Source organism: Mucilaginibacter sp. P19, from assembly GCF_050632265.1.
GTDB lineage: Bacteria > Bacteroidota > Bacteroidia > Sphingobacteriales > Sphingobacteriaceae > Mucilaginibacter > Mucilaginibacter gossypii.
The window spans coordinates 3432323-3447906 of the sequence record NZ_CP192586.1 but is presented as its reverse complement, the minus strand read 5'-3'; the positions used below and the strand labels follow the sequence as shown (position 1 = coordinate 3447906).

The window sequence follows — 15584 nt, the reverse complement described above, 5'->3', positions numbered from 1 at the left end:
TTTGATAGATCGTCATTGATCAGGATGCTGCAGCTCAGTACATTTATTTTTATTGCTGAGTTATGGCCGGTAATTTGTATCAAACAGGTGCCACAACTCCCCATTCCGCAGCACATCCCCAAGCCCGTTCACTATTGCCCAGGTGATGTAATGTAAATAAAATGCCTTTTTTTCGGGCATCGTATGCTACTTTAAACTTTAACGGGTGCGATAGGTAAATTAATAAAAAATCTCCGGTTACCCGTAATACCCGTAAGGATGCTCGGTTTAAGCCAACGGTAAACTGAAGTGAAAAACAGATCCTGTACCGCTTTCGCTTTCTGCCCAGATCTGTCCTTCGTGCCGGCGGACGATCTCGGCACTTAAATAAAGTCCTATACCGAAACCTGAAATATGACGGGTTTGGTTGCTTTCAACCCGGTAATAACGGTCAAAGATCCTCGGCAGGTCCTGTGCATTAACCCCCATTCCCTCATCTTTTATGCTAACCTGTGCAAAGCCATTGACCGGAGCGCATTTCACTTCAATCTTCCTGCGTTTGGGCGAGTATTTAACGGCGTTGCTAATCAGGTTGGAAATTACCGAGCCGATCTTTTCCCTGTCGGCGTTAACCTGCACATGATTACTGATATCAATGTCAATAATATGAGTGGAAACAGTGAGCCCGTATTCCTCAACAACTTCCCTGATCAGCAGGTCCAGATCAAATAATTCTTTATTGATCGCGATTTTGCCCGATTCCAGGCGCGATATATTCAGGAACCCGTTAATCATGCTGCTCATCCTCTTCGCTTGGATATCCGCTTTTTCCATAGCACCCGCGAGAAAATTATCAGGATTATTTTTCAACTTGAGGTTAGCTACCTGGATCAGCGCCATCAACGAGGTTAACGGGGTTTTAAGTTCATGGCTCACCATGCCTATAAAATCATTTTTTCGCAGCTCGTCCTGTTTCTGTTCTGAAATATCCCTGGCGATCTTGGAAACCCCGGTGATCTTTCCGTGTTTGTCACGTATAGGCGAAATGGTTAGGGATACGTCCAGGACACGACCACCATTCGCCAGTCTTTTTGTCTCAAAATGTTCCATGCGCTCCCCGTTTTTCAAGCGGGCTATTATCTGCGGTTCCTCATCCTGCCGGTCTTCCGGAACCAGTTTAAGAATAGATTGTCCTATCATTTCTGAGGCTGGATAACCAAAGATCCTTTCTGCAGATTTGTTCCAGCTGGTGATCGTCCCATCCAGCGATTTGCCTATTATCGCATCATCTGATGATTCTACGATGGCGGCCAGTTTGGCACTGCGTTCCTCTGCTTTTTTCTGATCGGATATGTCAAGCGCGATCACCAGTCCGGCATAAACCATTCCCCGTTCATCTGTTAATGGTACAAAATCTACCTGCAGATCATGACCGCCGGTGCTTTTAAGTTCGGTCCTTATCTGCTCACCGTTCAACATCAGCTCATGGTACTCCCTGGTTATGGCATATCGCTCCGGAGAGTTAAGTTCGGCCATGTGTAAACCTGCATAACTATCTTCGTTGTAACCTAATTTTTGCATCAGGTCACCTTCCATCGTTATCAGGTTATACTCCCTGTCAATAACGAGGATCAGCGAGCGGGGAATATTGACGGCTATAGAACGGAATAACTGCTCCTTCTTTTGTATTTCTTCCCTGCTTCTTTGCAGTTCCTCATTACTTGCCAGCATTTCTTCGTTTGATGCCGCAAGTTCTTCGTTAATAGCTGTAAGTTCTTCATTAAGGGCTTGTGTTTCCTCTTCGCTTTCTGCAAGGGATTTAGTGCGTGCGGCTACCAGTTCCTCCAGCGATCCGTTCATCCGTGAAAGTGCTTGTTGTGCCTCCAAAAGCTCACCATTGATAGAGATGAGTTCTTCGTTTGCTGTGCTGATCTCTTCGTTAGCCGCGGTAAGTTCCTCATTAAAAGCCGCGGTCTCCTGTTCTTTGACCTCCAGTTCCCGCTGCAGACGGTCTTTGACCTTCACATCGCGAATTGCACTGATATATGATAGTGAGGCGATCACAACGGCGAGTATGAGCACTACGATTATGGCTGCAGGAGCAACAAAGGTATAACGCTCCAAAACTGCCCGGCGTTCATCCAATAGTTTGCGTTCGGTATCTTCTGCATGGTCAATGGCATGTCGTAATTCATCCATGGCAGATCTTCCTTCTTCCAGATCGGCAGTGGAAACAAGCTGTTGATGTTGTTTTTTGAAACAAGTTGCTCCAGGATAGCCATTCGATGGGTTAGTATTACACGGATGCCTGCCATGTTGGCCTCCTGCAGGGCGTTACCGGCGGTTAAGGCACTTACCTCGCTAATCAGGCTCTGTGTTTTGAGATATGCACCCTTATAAGGACCTAAGAAGATGGCCTTGCCTGTGAGTAGAAAGCCACGCTGTCCTGTTTCTGCATCTTTCATTGATGAAATAGCTTGTTCAAGCTTCTGGATCACCAGCGTGCTGTGCCCAACAGCTTTATTGCTGTTTAGCAAATTATTAATCGTAGCGTAAGAAAACAATCCTACGATCAACAGGATCAATATTGAAAACCCGTAGCCGAGCTGCAAATTGCGGGTAAAGTTCAGTCGCATAGAGATACCGGGTAACAATGTTTTTAAGGGGTATGCAATAATTTATGATTTTACGAAAAAAACACGGAGATGGTTTGGCGTTGCCGGTAATAAATGCTGAAGGTAACATAGATGTTACAATTTTATGCCTGCTATTTATACAAAGGTTTAACTTTAACTAAGGGGCTTAATTTTTTTAATTGGTAACTTACTAATTAACAATAACGTTTAACAACTTTATTGATTTACTAACTATATATGAGAAAAGGGGCGTTTGGAATTGCCTTTGCTTATTTGTTGATTAGCCTGTTGTGGATCATGTTCAGTGACCGGCTATTGTTTTATTTCGAAGGAATACTTAGCCCCAACCAATACCTGTGGCTGAGTTTAGGAAAAGGGTGCTTGTTTGTGGTGGTTACAGCAATTGCTCTTTACGCTTTGATCAGGTCAGAAGACCAAAGGTTGAAGCAGAGCGAAAAGCAATACCGGAGCATGTATGAATCCAATCCAAACCCGATGTGGATTTACGAGCCGGGGACACTCCGGTTCATTTCGGTAAATGATGCCGCCATTGCTGTTTATGGCTACAGTGCGGAAGAGTTCAGGCAGCGGACAATTCTGGATATCAGGCCTTTGGAAGACCGGGAAAATGTGATTTCTTCATCAGAGCGGGTGAACAGTAAGCTCAATGATAGCGGTACCTGGCGTCACATTAAAAAGGACGGGCAACTGGTTTATGTAAATATTACCTCCCATAAAATCTGGTTCAATAAAAAGCCTCATATCATGGTTATGATACGTGATATGACCGAACGGGTGGCATTTGAGCGGGCTCTTGAAAAAGTAAACCAGGAGCTTTTAGAAGAAAAACACAAGCTCAGTGAAACCCAGTTGTTGTCGCGGGTGGCCGGATGGGAATTCTACCCTCGCGAAAACAAGTTGATATGGTCAGACGAAGTTTATCGCATTGCGGGCTTGAAACGAGATGGGCGCGAAGCTTTCGATATTTATGTACAGCATATTTTTCCGGAAGACCGGCCGCTGATGATCAACGCTTTGCATGACCTGATCAGTACCGGTAAACAACTCGATATAACGCACCGCATTACTGCGCTGGACGGCACAACCCGTTACATCCGGCAGCTTGCCCGCGTAGAAAGCAGCGGGGAGCAGGAACTTAAAATAGCAGGTTCGCTACAGGATATTACTGAGCTCAAGCTATTGGAAATGGAGCGTAACCGGTACCAGTATAGCTTTGAGCATACGCTGAACAGTATCACCGATTGTTTTTTCGAGCTCGACCACCAAATGAAAATAACCCGGATAAACGATATTTTTCGGGAGATGGTTAAAACAGACAGAAGTCGGATTATTGGTGCAAGTGTTTTTGAGTTTTTTCCTAAAGCCGAAAATAAGTTTTATCATGTTTACCAGAAAGCGCTTGAAGAAAGGATTATTGTAAGGCACGAAGATTACTCGGTTGTCCTGCAGCGCTGGCTGAGAATGGCTGCATATCCTACTGATGAAGGCGTTGCTGTATACTTCGCCGACATTACCGAAGACAGGCTTAAAGATGAACGGTTAAAAGAAGCAGTTGAACGTTACGAACTGGTGGCCCAGGCGACGAGGGATGTTGTTTATGACCTTAATATTGTTGAAAACAAACTGGTATACAATACAAGCCTTACGCATTTGGTGCAAATACCGCTCGATGAAATTAGTTATGAGCTGGAATGGTGGCGGTCACTGATTCATCCGGATGATATGGAAGAAGTAGTGAGCAGCCAGGAAAAGATTAGCCGCGCGGGTTTAACCAACTGGGAATGCGAATACCGGCTCAATTGCGGTAAAGGCGAATATAAATACGTGATGGACCAGGGGTATTTTATATATAACGAACAAAAGCAGCCGATACGACTGATAGGGGCGGTAAGAGATATTGATGCCCTTAAACGCAGCACCCAGGAAAATAAGCGGCTGGCGCGCATCATCAAACAGGTAAATAACATGGTGCTTATTACAGATGACCTGCGAAGGGTACAATGGGTAAATAATGCCTTTGTAGAGCTGACCGGTTACGCTATGGAAGAGGTAGTAAATAAAATGCCGGGTGATTTTTTGACAGACCCCGATGACCCGGTGATCCAAACGTTAATAAGAAAGCAACAGGCCAGGGAAGCTTTTGGTATAGATACAATCATTTATACCAAAAACAGAACCCCGGTTTGGGTATCAGCCCAGTTAACCCCGGCATATGATGAAGATAACGCTTTTCAGGGTTACATCATCGTTTGTCAGGATATAACCTACCGTAAAGAAAAAGAAGAAGAGATTAACAGGCAGAACCGTTTACTCCGTGAGGTTGCGTGGATAAGCTCACATGAGATAAGGCGGCCCGTGGCAACTATGCTCGGATTGGTAAACCTGCTGGATATGACTGAAGATGAGAGCGAGCGAAAAGAAATCTTTTCAAAACTCCGCGAATGCGCCGCGGAAATGGACAGCATGGTGCATGAGATCCACCGTCGCATTGAAGCGGAAAAAGTCATGCAAATTGCGCGCGACCTTTAAACAGGTAATTTAATGGTTAACATTAAAACTTAGTAAAAACTTCACATCACGGTGCCTTAGCGAAAGCCTGCCTGAATAAAGTACGACAGGTTTTTTTAGTATTATACTCCAATATACCGTAGCCGGAATTGTTCCGGCTATTCGCTTTTCAGGCTCTTTACGGGGCTGGTTAACGCTGCTTTTATCGTCTGTAAGCTAACAGTAAGCAGTGTGATGACCAGGGTAGTAAAACCGGTAACGATAAATATCCACCGATATACCCGTCCGGTAATCAAAATGCTGAAGCCAGTTGTACATCAGGTAAAATGCTATAGGTGTAGCCAATAGTAATGAAAGCATGACCAGGCTAATGAAATCTGCAGATAATAACCGCCAAAGGTTGAAAACTGTTGCCCCCAACATCTTACGAACGCCGATTTCTTTTACACGTTGTTCGGCCATAAAGGAAGCCATGCCAAACAATCCCAGGCAACTGATAAAGATTGCCAGCCCGGCAAAGAATGCGGCCAGCCTGCCGATGCGCTGCTCGTTACCAAATTTTTGAGCGTAGGCTCCGTCGATAAAAGTATATTGAAAGGGTTGCTCGGGATTAAAACGTTTAAATACACTCTGTATATTTGCTATAGCAGTACCGGCACTCACCTTTGGGTTAATACGCAGCTATACCGTACCCCCGGCATCTTTATTAAAAAAATAAACACATGGCTTCACCTCCGGGACAACGGGAAAGGTATCCCTGAAGAAGCGCAATCAAAAATATTCAACAAATATACCTCATATGCTACTTTTGGTACAGCCAGTGAAAAGGGAAGTGGTCTTGAGCTGTTATTATGTAAAGAGTTTGTAGAAAGAAACAATGGCACCATACGGTTTGAAAGTAAGGCAAGGATCGGAAGTACGTTCTATTTTACTGTGCCAATAGAAAACGAAGAGTTGGTTGCTGTTTAAGGGGCTTTAAACAGGTCCGAAGATGGGGCGTCTACCTATTTTTCAATAATCCTCCGATATCAGGGCATGATGTTTGTGTGAAAAGAGTTATGTTAAAACGTAGCTTTTAGAACTATAATGATTGCCTCTTATCAGAAGAGAGTCCTGGTTGTTGATGATGATAAGGACATTCGTGAATTAATGCACCTGATCCTGGAAATGGAGGGATATGCGGTAACCGAACTGGATAATGGTCATGGCGTCCTTGAAGCAATACAAGTCTTACGACCGGATGTTGTGCTGCTGGATGTTATGCTGGGCGATATGGATGGCCGTGACATTTGTAAACATTTGAAGAATGACCCGGGTATGCAGGATATACCTATAATCATTGTTTCGGCAAGTCACGGGTTGCATACGATGCACGAGAAACAATGCGGCGCCAATGATTATCTGGCCAAGCCTTTTGATGTCAATGAGCTCATTAACCATGTCCGGCGTTTTGCCGCCTGATGGGTGCCATGCTGTAAATCTCCGGTTTTGCAATGGCAGTTGCAGTAGTGGCTCAAATAATTTCTTTATATAGCTGCCAGCAGGTTAATTAAGGTTGGAATTTCGGGAAGATTTTCGACGGTACGAACGGTGCCTATCAGTTGGTTCTGAATCTCTGCGGAAAAATATTGTTGCTGAGCCGCCGAAATTTTTCAATCGTATCATTCCACGTAAACGAACGGGTAAAAAAACATGATAATCTCCCTGTTACCTAATTAGGGTTTGACCGTTTTTTAGGCTGATCTTCACCTTAGTTTTCATTTTATCGGGATAAGCAACGGTATAAGGATCAAGGATACCGGCCTCTATCAGCGGTTGATGAAGCGGGAAACCTGTACTTACTTTCAATAAGCGTTACCTTCCATTTGCCGCGTTCGCCCATAACCTGCAATTGCCTCAATAATTTGGGGATGGCAGGTTTGTTACCAGCGTGGATCAGCGACCCCGAAGCATCAAGCAAATGGCGTTTCAGTTATTCGATGGAGGTTTAACCGATGTCATCATAACGGGCATTAAGCGCGAAGCGGGCAATCTTAAAATTCTGCAGCTCTTTTTTCATGATATACCTGTTAACTGCTGCGGCCGCGAAACAATGAGATAACCCAGATGATGACCGCGATAACGACGATTACCGCGAAAATGCCCACGGCAGCACCCGCTTTAAAAATACCGACAATGGCATCACAGCTGCTCAATAACAGGAAAAGGCTTAAGAATAGTGGTGTAATTAACTTTTTCATAGACTGATATTTTTATACTTAAAACTTAAAACAGTAAGCGATGTTTTAATTATCATTTAAAAGATATTTTTTCAACGATTTTTTTAATTGTTAATCGATTAAACCAATGAACGCATCACCCTGGTTTTGGAATACCAAAGCCGCCATGAACTTGCCTGACCTTATTCCGGTATATAAAACCACAGCAGGCAATTATGATTTTAAAATATATGACCTTGGCGACAGTTGCTGGCTGGTGGCTCGATGGCCGGATGGCAACCAGATTGCTTTCCGGCTGGCTTACTCACCTAACGACCGGTTACAAATCACACTAAAAGAAAGGAAAAACGATGTGCGGTTGAAGATTGGCTCGTTGCTGGGCGACTACGAAGTTGTTTTGACGCTACCCACAGAAAACCGGCCCGTACTTCATTACACCACCAGGTTAACGCCGGCCTCCACCTTATTGTTCCCTTACTGGCCGCGCGACATTGTGCCGCTTGGTTCCGGGGAAAGTGAAAGCATGGCCGAAGGACAAATACATACCCGGCAGGTTGGTACGCGTTCGGGACAGCTCTATTTTAGTATGAGCCGGCCAAAAGCGGGTTCGGTATTATACCTGCAAAATCTAACCGCGTTGGCCGGTTACAACCAGCAAACCGAAACCTCCGCAGGAGATAGTGTAGGGGGCGAATGGCCCGAAATCGGCTTTGCCCTGCCGCCCACCATTAAAAATAAACCGCTGGCAGTAGGTAAAAGCTATACTTTGAGTGATGCCTTTATTGTTTTTTCGGAAGAAGTGCCTGCTGATGAGGCGGCTATGGTTCGGCAATACCTCAACCTGCTGGCAGAAGTTTACCTGGCTTTACCTAAGCCGGCAACTAATTATATCCATTGGCCCGACATCCTTGATAAAGGATTAAAGGATCTAATAGATAGCCCGGGTTGCTGGGTACAACTCGATGGTCATCATTATTTTAACGCCTATGTATCAGACTATATCACTCCTCCCGAGATCATGGTGCAACTGGCGGTACTGCTTCCTTTACTTGATTATGTGGAATGGAGCGGCGCGGAACTGGAAGTAATGAAAAAGTTAAAGCTGGCCTGCCATCATTCTATAGTGAAAAATACGGCACCATAATGCGCTGGCACCCAAAAGCAGCCGATACGCTGGAAGGTGAGGAGGAGCAAAAACAACCGCTGGTTATGGATTCCTGGTACCTGCACCACCCTTTGTTAAACCTGTCGCGTCTTGCGCTGAAAGGCGATAAGGTTGCCAGGAAACTCTTTTTGGATTCTTTGGAATTTTCGATACGGGTGGCGCACCATTTTAATTACAAATGGCCGGTTTTTTATAAAGTAGATACCCTTGAGGTAGTGAAAGCCGAAACGCAGCCAGGCAAAGGAGGTGAAAAGGATGTGCCGGGTTTATATGCCCATGTCATGCTGCAGGCCTGGGAGCTTACGGGCGAAAAACGCTATTTAACCGAAGCGGAAAAAGCCGCTATGCATTTGCGTGGCCAGGGTTTCGACCTGTTTTACCAGGCCAATAATACAGCCTTTTCAGCTGGTGCAATGCTGCGCTTATATAAAATCACCAAAAAAGAAATTTACCGCCAGCTTAGTTATCTGTGCCTGGCCGGTGTATTTAACAACGTGAAGCTTTGGGACTGTGATTATGGCTATGGGAAGAACTTCCCGACATTTTTTGCGCTGTTTCCGCTTAATGATGCTCCTTATACGGCAGTATACGAAGAGCAGGAAGTGTTTTGCGCGCTGCATGACTATCTCCGCAACGCCCAAGATATTGAGATTTTACCATCGGTACGCCTCCTGATAACCGAATATGTCCGTTACCTTGTAGACCGTGCTGCTTATTACTACCCAACAATGCTTCCAAAAGAAATGCTCCAGGAAAAGCCCAAAATAGGAGAGGTTGATCCGAACCTGTGGATCGCGCTTGAGGATTTACATGACGGCTGGGAAAAATCAGGGCAGGTAGGCCAGGAAGTATATGGGGCAGGCAACGCTTTCGGGATCCTGCCACGCCACTATATCCGTATACCCGATCAGCCTTTCATGGTCTTCACTGATTATCCTCTCTATCGATTTTCAACCAGGAAGCAAGATTATCTTCATGTCCGCATGGCGGGCGATAATCGCATCGACTGCCGCCTGATGGTGGTTAAGACCGGTCCTGGTAAATTACCAGGGGTAGAAGTGCACATTAATCATAAGCCTATCCACGGCAAAAAAAGCAAAGGCGGCCACTTTGAATATTTAATACCCGGCAATGCCGAAATCACTATTAGCTGGAAATAACATGAAAAAGAAAATCAATTACTTTGAGCGGTTCTCTAACTGGGCTACTGCGGCAACCGGCAGTTCGGCCGCTTTTATTATCGCTGCGTCCACCATAGTGATATGGGCTGTTACCGGGCCGGTATTTCACTACTCAGAGACCTGGCAACTTATTATCAATACCGGTACAACCATCGTTACTTTTTTAATGGTCTTCCTTATCCAGAAAGCTCAGAATAAGGATTCGAAAGCTGTCCATTTAAAACTGAATGAATTGCTGGCCTCTCACGAAGGTACCAGTAACAGGATGGTAAATATTGAGGACCTGACTGAAGAGGAGCTGGATCACCTGTACAAATTTTATATCCGTTTATCAGAACTGGCGCAAAAGGAGAGTGACCTTACCAAAACACATTCTATTGATGCAGCGAAGGTAAATCAACAAAATAAATCAAAACGTTATACCAGGAGTAATAAGAGGTCAGAGTAACCGGATTCCTGGAAGCGCCGGTGGCGCGTCAGTTATTGAGTTTATGATAAGCAAAATAAGATTTTTGATCATCATCGGGTTTGTTGCAGCAGGCATTTGGCTGGCGGTAAGGTATCGTTCGGCCCAAAACGTCAAGCCCGTAGTTGTTTGCAGCGGACCTTTAAAAAATTGAGTTATGGAAAAGTTATTGATCACTGTTTTTGGAGAGGGGAAGGACCTGAATGCGCTGCAAATGAGCAGCCGCGGCGTTGTTATCTTTTTTATAGCGCTTATACTGATCCGCATTTCAGGACGTCGCTCTTTTGGGTTACGTACCCCGCTTGATAATATCGTCAGCATTTCGCTTGGGGCTGTTATGAGCAGGGCGGTGGTTGGCGCATCGGCTTTTGTGCCGGTTATTGTTTGCTGCTTTGTGATGGTTCTGCTGCACCGGCTGCTGGGCTGGCTTATTGCACGTAACAGTCCTTTGGTTAGTTGGGTAGAAGGAGAGAAGATCCCGCTTTTTCGTGGCGGCCGGTTTGATGAAGAGCGGATGAAACGGGCGCTGGTTTGCCGTGAAGATGTGATGCAGGGCGTTCGCAAATCTGCACTTACCGAAGACTTAGAAAAGATACACAAGGTGTATATGGAAAGGAATGGCGATATCAGCGCCATTAAAAAATGATACCTATGGAATGGCATATTGGATGTTCAGGGTTTTACTATCGTCACTGGAAAAATACTTTTTACCCGGAGGGGCTGGCGCAAAAGCGCTGGTTTGAGTTTTACGCCGGGCAATTCCGTACCTTGGAATTAAACGTGACCTTTTACCGTTTTCCACAATTATCCATGCTGCGTACCTGATATGAAAAAGCGCCGGCAGAGTTTCGCTTTGCGGTAAAAGCCCCCAAGGCTATTACCCATTTTAAGCAGTTTCACGGAACCGTGGATATGATTACGAGTTTTTATGATACCATCCGCAATGGTTTACAGGAAAAGTTAGGGCCGGTATTGTTCCAGTTTCCGCCGCGTTTTCATTATGATGAAGAACGTTTGACACGCGTGTTGGCGCAATTGGATCCCAGCTTTAGTAATGTATTGGAATTCAGGCATCCGGGCTGGTGGCAGGAAGACGTTTATTCAAGGCTTAGGGAGCGTGGTGTTTCTTTTTGCGGTATGAGCCATCCCGAACTGCCGGATGAGCCTATTGTAACCGGTCCGGTGGCATATTATCGTTTTCACGGTGTTCCGGATTTATACCGCTCATCTTATAGTGATGCTCAATTAAGGAAATTTGCCGATGAGATCAATTCAAAACCTGAAGTCCGGGAAGCATGGTGTTATTTTAACAATGACGCGGCCGTGGCAGCTATTCCCAACGCAAAGTCCCTGCTGCAATTTTCGGTTAAGCACCAGTAGATATATGTTGATGATGATTAAATTGAGTTAGCTCCCTGATCAGCATCTCCGCGGTAGCCTGGACGGTTTGCTGAATAATTTCTTCGCATGATCCCTGAAATACTTTTCGAAAGCTGAGGTGCCTGTCATGGATCAGCGCATATACAAACATAGTTCCAACCGGTTTTTCCGGGGTTTCGCTGCCACCGGGTGTAGTCAGCCCGGTAACGGTTACCTGTATATCGGAAGGGATAAGATGTGCCAGGCGGTATGCCATTTCCCTCGTCACCTCCATCGACTCTGGCGTAAACTGATCAATCAATCCCTTCGGCACCCCTAACAGGGATACTTTGAGATCGGCATCATAGCAGGCGATCCCGCCCTTAAGCACCTGGCCGGATTCGTCGGTAAGTGCAAACTCCGAACAAAGCCAGCCCGCCGTAGCGCTTTCGGCAAAAGCAATTGTCATACCCTGTTGAGCTATCAGTTTACTACACTCTCTAATCTTATTTTCTGCCATGATTAATTGGTCCAGGCTCGTAGGTTTACAAGAACTATAAAAACCTCAGGAATATGGTTTTGTTTTTTTTGTAATTTATTATTTTAATAATAAGTTAAAGTTTGGAGAATGGCACTGATAGAAAAATGTGCACCGCAAACAAACTCATCGGCTGCACCATAATAGATGGTTAAACGGTCGCCATTGGCAATATGGCCATTAGTGAAAACAACGTAACCGAAAAAGCCGCTAAGCTCATAAGCTTCGGTTGGCACCATGATCGGGTCACCACTTCGGGCGATAACCTTTGATGGATTGTTAATGTCCATTAAAAAAGCCCCGAGGCAATAACGATGTTCGGCATTTGCACCATGATATATCTCCAGCCAGCCATGTTCCGTACGGATAGGTGCCGCACCGGCACCAACGCGGCCGCTGTCCCACATTCCGGGCCGGGTTTTTATCAGGCATTGGTGATTGCCCCATTGCCGGCTGTCTGATGACTCTGCCAGCCAGATATAATTGCCGCCGATCTCTTTGCTGCTTGGCCGGTGCAAACAGTAATATTTTCCGCCGATCTTTTCCTCAAAAATTGCGCAATCCTTATTATGCGGAGGCAGGATCATTCCGCCGCTTTCAAAGTGCTGCCAATTGGTGGTTGTTAGCAGGCCTACACCTACGCCGCTGTCTGATACGGCGGTATAGGTGAGGTAATAAGTGTCATTTATCTGCGCAACCCGGCAATCCTCTATACCAAAACGTTCCAGGTACCCCTTTCCGAACAAAGGCGGATAATCTTCCTGTTCGGTAAAACGAACGCCGTCGTCACTGGCCAGTAAACGTAAATGCGAAACTGTGGTGAGATAATCCAACCCCTTGTAGTTAATGACCCGGGCATCGGTAGCGATAAGCTCGGGGTCGTTAAGCGGCACTTTGATGATCTCGGTATTGCCCATGGCATCCAGGGCAGGAAAAAATAAAACTCCTTCCTCCTGCATAACCCCTTCGGCTACCCTTACAATAAGCCAGGTTTTACCGCCATACCTAAAAACGCCGGGATTAAGCAGGCTGATAATTTGTAAACCCTCGCGACTGGGAGCAAGATCTTTTGGCAGCAGCAAAGGGTTTTCGTGAAAGCGTTGTGCCAGGTCTTTCATATTTCTTCCCCGCTAACCCAGGCTTTGGCCTCCTCCAGTTGATCGGGTGAAAAACCGCGCGACTTGCCGGGTATCATAAACCGGAAGAGGTCTGTAAACCATTCCACACCTTTCTGGTCGGTTACTACTGCAATACGGTGCCAGTTTGTAAAGTTGGTTAGCCCAAGTTTGAGGTCGTCCCACCAGGCCGCCAGCGTAAAATTCTCCACACCTGTTCCCAATACCAGCAAATAGTTGATTTCACCCTGGCGGTTTTTCAGCTCTTGTATCTTGGGTATCAGTATGGTCTCCATATCGTTGCGGGTTACTTCGCCGCTGGCATAAATCCCTATCACGTGCTGCGGGAGATTATTAATTATTTGTAGCATAGCTTGTTGTTTTTTGTGAGATGTGATAACCAATGCCGGCAAAAACTGCGAACACAATATGTGCTGGTATCAGTTGCAGATAGTATTTTTTAAAGTTGAGGGATGGGGGCAATGGGTGCATTTTAAAGGTCGTTTTCCAAACAGCTACAGCTAACAGCCCGCTTAGGCCACCCAGCCAAAGATTTGTTTTAAGGTCGGGTTTTAATTTACCGCGGTGCCATAGTTCTACATAAACGAGCGTAAACAGCAGGCCTACGCCGTAATGCCCCAGCCAGCCTAACGCTTGGCTTTGCTGTTTATCTAATTTAGGGATCAGGCGGCCGGTTAGCTGCCCCAGTCGCTCTGGTTCGCTAAAGTTTTCGCCATCGGCCAGCGATACAAGATAGCTGAACAGCGTCATGAAGGTAGTGCCGGTGACTCCCGAAATTAAAATTTCTTTAGTTTTCATCATCGATTATTCTCGTAAGGCCTTTGGTTGCTGGCCCGGTTAATACATTGCCATCAATATCGTAGCGCGCGCCATGGCAAGGGCAGTCCCAACTCTTTTCTTCGCTGTTCCAGCTAACAATGCAGGCGGCGTGAGTGCAAACGGGACTTAAGGCATGTATGGTGCCGTCGTCATCGCGGTAAACGGCGATTTTGTTTCCGTCTACTTCAACCACTTTGCCGGTGCCAGGCTTTAACCTGTTCAGCGAATCGGTACTTTTAATATTCAGGCGGTCAGCCACAAAGTGGTAGGCTACATCGGCGTTTTCTTTTACAAATTCGCTAAACCCGTCTATAGGTTTTATTCTGCCCGGATTAAACAGTTTTTCATATTTGCTGCCCTTGCCACTTACTAGGTCGGCAAGGATTTGGGCGGCAATGCTTCCGAGCATCATGCCGTTGCCATTATAACCGGTTGCGCAATAAATACCATTGGCAGCCAAAGGCATCCGGCCGATGTAAGGAAGGCCGTCGACAGGTACGTAATACTGGCTTGACCACCGGTATTTCACCGATGATACATTATAATACTTACGTGCATATTTTTCAAGGTCGTCAAAAGCTTTCTCCGGCTTTTCGTGCCCCGTCTTATGATCCAGCCCGCCAATCAATAATAATTCCTGTCCGTCTATTACATGTGTCCGCACATAATGATATGGTTCCTGGCAGTCATAAATTAGTCCGTCAGGATATTTTCCGCTATGGAGTTTAACGGCCAATACGTAACTGCGGTAAGGTGCGCATTCGAAATTGAGTACATTGATATTCGGCGGCATGTGGGTGGCATAGATTACATTTTTTGCACGGATCTTATTTTCACCGGCCTGCACATTATGTATTTCATCTTCAGTGACTATTTTTTCAACAAGCGTATTTTCTAATAAGGTGCCGCCGGCTTCCAAATAAGCTTTTAGTAATCCTTTTAAATATTTTATGGGATGAAATTGTGCCTGGCCATCGAAAGCCAAAGCTTTTTGAAAAGGAACAGGTGTCGGTACTTCGTCAGTATATTTTACAGGAACGCCAACTTTGGTAGCACCCTGGTATATGTCATCCAGCATTTTCACTTCATCTTCATTTTCGGCATACAGGTAACCGGTTTTCGGTTCATAATCGCACTTGATGCCATAGATATCGATATTGGTCTTAATCAGTTCGAACCCCTCATTGATCGCGTCTGCAAAACCCTGTGCGCCTTCCTCGCCAAAAGCACTTTCAGCTTCGCTGTAAGTAGTATCAGCAAAAGTATTGATATGCGCGCTGGTGCCGCCGGTTGTGCCAAAACCGATATTATGCGCTTCTGTAATAATGGTAGCCTTGCCTGCTTTTTGTAATAGCAGCGCCGCCGTCATACCAGTGATTCCGGCGCCAACAATGAGGCAATCATATATTTTATCTTCGGGCCTAACCCTGGCTGCCGAACTGCTCAGAGACTGCCAGGGGCTATTCCTGGTACCATCTCGTTTAAGATTGATTAATATCATTGCATAGATTTTGTACCATTAAATACAGTGCAAATGCGTAATGGTTTCTTTTGAAG

At 45.6% G+C, this 15584-nt stretch carries 17 protein-coding genes and 1 pseudogene; 8 read left to right on the top strand and 10 right to left on the bottom strand.

The window, feature by feature from the left end; genetic code table 11:
- Window positions 1-267: 267 nt before the first annotated feature.
- A complete protein-coding gene (locus ACQ86K_RS16720; protein WP_431198368.1) occupies window positions 268-2178 on the bottom strand; it encodes a PAS domain S-box protein in 1911 nt (636 codons plus the stop codon).
- Window positions 2067-2615 carry a CHASE3 domain-containing protein gene (locus tag ACQ86K_RS16715; protein WP_431198367.1) on the bottom strand — a complete coding sequence of 183 codons (549 nt, stop codon included), beginning with the start codon at window positions 2613-2615 and terminating at the stop codon, window positions 2067-2069. The genes ACQ86K_RS16720 and ACQ86K_RS16715 overlap by 112 nt, the downstream gene beginning before the upstream one ends.
- 237 nt (window positions 2616-2852) lie before the next feature.
- Here ACQ86K_RS16715 and ACQ86K_RS16710 point away from each other — a divergent pair, with 237 nt between their 5' ends.
- A complete protein-coding gene (locus tag ACQ86K_RS16710) occupies window positions 2853-5165 on the top strand; it encodes a PAS domain S-box protein (RefSeq protein ID WP_091176188.1) in 2313 nt (770 codons plus the stop codon).
- Between the two features lie 195 nt (window positions 5166-5360).
- Here ACQ86K_RS16710 and ACQ86K_RS16705 read toward each other — a convergent pair whose 3' ends face one another.
- Window positions 5361-5606, bottom strand: a complete 246-nt coding sequence (locus ACQ86K_RS16705; protein WP_431198366.1) for an ABC transporter permease — start codon at window positions 5604-5606, stop codon at window positions 5361-5363.
- Between ACQ86K_RS16705 and ACQ86K_RS16700 the strand changes: the two genes are divergently transcribed.
- Both ACQ86K_RS16700 and ACQ86K_RS16695 read left to right on the top strand, forming a co-directional pair.
- A complete protein-coding gene (locus ACQ86K_RS16700; RefSeq protein WP_431198365.1) occupies window positions 5595-6113 on the top strand; it encodes a sensor histidine kinase in 519 nt (172 codons plus the stop codon). The two genes, ACQ86K_RS16705 and ACQ86K_RS16700, sit on opposite strands and share 12 nt — an antisense overlap.
- Before the next feature lie 117 nt (window positions 6114-6230).
- Window positions 6231-6605 carry a response regulator gene (locus ACQ86K_RS16695; protein WP_112655010.1) on the top strand — a complete coding sequence of 125 codons (375 nt, stop codon included), beginning with the start codon at window positions 6231-6233 and terminating at the stop codon, window positions 6603-6605.
- A 328-nt stretch (window positions 6606-6933) separates the two neighbouring features.
- Here ACQ86K_RS16695 and ACQ86K_RS16690 read toward each other — a convergent pair whose 3' ends face one another.
- Window positions 6934-7104 carry a hypothetical protein gene (locus tag ACQ86K_RS16690; RefSeq protein ID WP_431198364.1) on the bottom strand — a complete coding sequence of 57 codons (171 nt, stop codon included), beginning with the start codon at window positions 7102-7104 and terminating at the stop codon, window positions 6934-6936.
- 109 nt (window positions 7105-7213) lie between these two features.
- A complete protein-coding gene (locus ACQ86K_RS16685) occupies window positions 7214-7384 on the bottom strand; it encodes a hypothetical protein (RefSeq protein WP_189549021.1) in 171 nt (56 codons plus the stop codon).
- A 106-nt stretch (window positions 7385-7490) separates the two neighbouring features.
- On the opposite strand from ACQ86K_RS16685, the gene ACQ86K_RS16680 reads away from it, so the two are divergent.
- The 5 genes and pseudogenes from ACQ86K_RS16680 (at window position 7491) to ACQ86K_RS16660 (ending at window position 11555) form a co-directional block, all read left to right on the top strand.
- Entirely contained in the window at window positions 7491-8507 is a 1017-nt protein-coding gene (locus tag ACQ86K_RS16680) for a hypothetical protein (RefSeq protein ID WP_431198363.1), read from the top strand.
- A complete protein-coding gene (locus ACQ86K_RS16675) occupies window positions 8426-9688 on the top strand; it encodes a hypothetical protein (RefSeq protein ID WP_431198362.1) in 1263 nt (420 codons plus the stop codon). Before ACQ86K_RS16680 ends, ACQ86K_RS16675 begins: the two co-directional genes overlap by 82 nt.
- Window position 9689: 1 nt before the next feature.
- Window positions 9690-10157 carry a low affinity iron permease family protein gene (locus ACQ86K_RS16670; RefSeq protein ID WP_431198361.1) on the top strand — a complete coding sequence of 156 codons (468 nt, stop codon included), beginning with the start codon at window positions 9690-9692 and terminating at the stop codon, window positions 10155-10157.
- A 175-nt stretch (window positions 10158-10332) separates the two neighbouring features.
- Complete coding sequence (locus ACQ86K_RS16665; protein WP_091176196.1) at window positions 10333-10821, top strand: DUF421 domain-containing protein; 489 nt, start codon at window positions 10333-10335, stop codon at window positions 10819-10821.
- Window positions 10818-11555, top strand: a pseudogene (locus ACQ86K_RS16660) (DUF72 domain-containing protein). The gene ACQ86K_RS16665 and the pseudogene ACQ86K_RS16660 overlap by 4 nt, the downstream one beginning before the upstream one ends.
- Here the strand turns inward: ACQ86K_RS16660 and ACQ86K_RS16655 are convergent.
- The 5 genes from ACQ86K_RS16655 to ACQ86K_RS16635 all read right to left on the bottom strand — a co-directional run bounded on the left by ACQ86K_RS16655 (window position 11542) and on the right by ACQ86K_RS16635 (window position 15528).
- Window positions 11542-12054 carry a CinA family protein gene (locus ACQ86K_RS16655; RefSeq protein ID WP_431198360.1) on the bottom strand — a complete coding sequence of 171 codons (513 nt, stop codon included), beginning with the start codon at window positions 12052-12054 and terminating at the stop codon, window positions 11542-11544. The pseudogene ACQ86K_RS16660 and the gene ACQ86K_RS16655 sit on opposite strands and share 14 nt — an antisense overlap.
- 83 nt (window positions 12055-12137) lie before the next feature.
- The gene (locus ACQ86K_RS16650; protein WP_431198359.1) at window positions 12138-13190 is read right to left on the bottom strand and encodes a glycoside hydrolase family 130 protein; all 1053 of its coding nucleotides are present in this window, start codon (window positions 13188-13190) and stop codon (window positions 12138-12140) included.
- Entirely contained in the window at window positions 13187-13558 is a 372-nt protein-coding gene (locus ACQ86K_RS16645) for an STAS/SEC14 domain-containing protein (protein ID WP_431198358.1), read from the bottom strand. Before ACQ86K_RS16645 ends, ACQ86K_RS16650 begins: the two co-directional genes overlap by 4 nt.
- A complete protein-coding gene (locus ACQ86K_RS16640) occupies window positions 13542-14009 on the bottom strand; it encodes a hypothetical protein (protein WP_090525120.1) in 468 nt (155 codons plus the stop codon). The genes ACQ86K_RS16645 and ACQ86K_RS16640 overlap by 17 nt, the downstream gene beginning before the upstream one ends.
- A complete protein-coding gene (locus tag ACQ86K_RS16635; protein ID WP_431198357.1) occupies window positions 13996-15528 on the bottom strand; it encodes an FAD-dependent oxidoreductase in 1533 nt (510 codons plus the stop codon). Before ACQ86K_RS16635 ends, ACQ86K_RS16640 begins: the two co-directional genes overlap by 14 nt.
- Window positions 15529-15584: the final 56 nt, after the last annotated feature.